The organism is Acinetobacter sp. V2 (assembly GCF_001188385.1).
Lineage (GTDB): Bacteria > Pseudomonadota > Gammaproteobacteria > Pseudomonadales > Moraxellaceae > Acinetobacter > Acinetobacter oleivorans.
The window spans coordinates 1,426,614-1,428,571 of sequence record NZ_JZFB01000001.1 but is presented as its reverse complement, the minus strand read 5'-3'; the positions used below and the strand labels follow the sequence as shown (position 1 = coordinate 1,428,571).

Here is a 1,958-nt window from a genome sequence, read left to right as displayed (position 1 = left end):
CCTGCCATTAAAATTGCATCATTTGAGTTGCAGGCTTTTTCTCTTGAAAAATGTGTTATTTTTTTAGATGTTACTAATTTAGCTGAAGAAGAAAAACAGCTCTGGAATAACATACAAAAAGCGAAAATAGGGCAGTATGCTGAACTAAAATGGCCTTTTCCTTTAGCTGCGTATCAAGATCAGCGGGGCGCTGGTTCATATATACAAGGCTTCTTAGATGCTGTTGCAGCAGATAAAAAGATCTTATGTCTTGGTGAATGTTCTTATATTCAACATGCCAATATTATCCATTTGGCAAGTTTAAAAGAAATGCTGGAGAAACCACTCCTTAAAAAAAGGTTATGGAAATTAATGCAAGATAACAACGAGTAGTAGGGATTTACATGAAAAAAGTTGTAGTTTTTAGCCAAATTGATGAAGAAATTTTGTCTCGATTACAACAGGATTATCATGTTGTAGTTCTTAACCCAAAATTGGGTGATATTAATGAACAAATAAGACAACACGTTGTAGATGCTGATGGGATGATTGGTGCAGGACGGGTACTGAATGAAAATAACCTTGCACCTGCCCAAAAACTAAAAATTATTTCATCTGTAACAGTGGGCTATGACAATTATGATGTGGCTTATTTAAACCAAAGAAAAATCTGGTTAGCAAATACACCCCATGTTTTAACTGAAACAACAGCTGATCTTGCTTTTACATTATTACTAAGTGCCGCTAGAAAAGTCCCTTTTCTGGATCATTGGACTAAACAAGGTGAATGGAAAAGAACGGTAGGGCCTCAGCAGTTCGGTTTAGATGTTTTTGGAAAGACATTAGGTATTATTGGACTTGGTAATATTGGTGCTGCAATTGCACGTCGTGGTTTTTATGGATTTAACATGAATATTGTTTACCATAATCGTCGTGAAAAGCCTGAATTAGCTGAACCATTAAATGCAGAATATCTTGGTTTGGATCAATTGCTACAGCAGTCTGATTTTGTAGTCACTGCAGTTGATTTAAATAATGAATCGAAAGCCTTAATGGGCAAAGCGCAGTTTGAGCTTATGCAAAAGCACGCTATTTTTATTAATATTGCCCGTGGTTCAGTAGTTGATGAGCAAGCTTTAATTGAAGCTTTACAGCAAAATCAGATCTTTGCTGCTGGCTTAGATGTGTATGAAAAAGAACCTTTACAAGATTCGGGACTTTTTAAATTACCGAATGTAGTGACTTTGCCTCATGTGGGGTCGGCTACTGCTGAAACCCGTAAAAAAATGGCAAATCTGGCCTATAAAAATTTGGTTGAAGCTTTAGAGGATAAAACACCTAGATATCTGGTAAACCAAAACTTTATATAAGTGATTAATAACACTTCATTGCAAAACTAGTCGATTTCGAGTGATATAGTAAAAGTCTATTGATTGAAAACCAATTTTTGTGGTTTACATCAATAGGCTTTTTTTATGGTTTAATTTTAATAGAGAAAAACTTTTGAGATTTTTGCCAGTTATTTTAAGTGCGACTTTTATAGCAAATGCTTCGTATGCACAGTCTTTCGACCCTCAGCCATCTGCGAATCAGGTGGAAATTCCGAATATCGGAAGTGGAATAGGTTTGCTTGATCAACAAAAAGAAAAATTTATTGGTGAAAAAGTTTTCCGTGAAGTTCATAAACAAATGCCCGTTATCCAAGATATCTGGCTCGAAGACCAATTTTTTCAAGTATTTTCAAGTATTTTAAGTGAGACTCAACTTGGTCAGCCTATTGGTCTAGTTGTTATTAAAGATCCACAAATCAATGCATTTGCTGTTCCAGGTGGCCTATTCGCGCTTAATACAGGACTTATTGCTTCAGCTCGCAATATTGATGAAATTGCTGGGGTGATGGCGCATGAAATTGCACACGTATCCCAAAGGCATTTTAGTCGTTCAGAGGAAGCCTTTAAGGGCCAAACGTTATTAAGTTT

2 protein-coding genes and 1 pseudogene are annotated in these 1,958 nt (G+C 36.0%); all 3 read left to right on the top strand.

The genetic code is table 11. From position 1 onward, the window contains the following. Positions 1-372 (top strand): annotated as a pseudogene (locus tag UC75_RS20490) (hypothetical protein); the annotation flags it as partial. Positions 373-383: 11 nt separating this feature from the next. Further along, positions 384-1,349: a 2-hydroxyacid dehydrogenase gene (locus tag UC75_RS06535; RefSeq protein WP_013197255.1), complete on the top strand. Its 966-nt coding sequence runs from the start codon at positions 384-386 to the stop codon at positions 1,347-1,349. Between the two features lie 142 nt (positions 1,350-1,491). Then, positions 1,492-1,958, top strand: a 467-nt coding sequence (locus UC75_RS20485) for a M48 family metalloprotease (RefSeq protein WP_228137221.1), incomplete at its 3' end; no start/stop codon positions are given.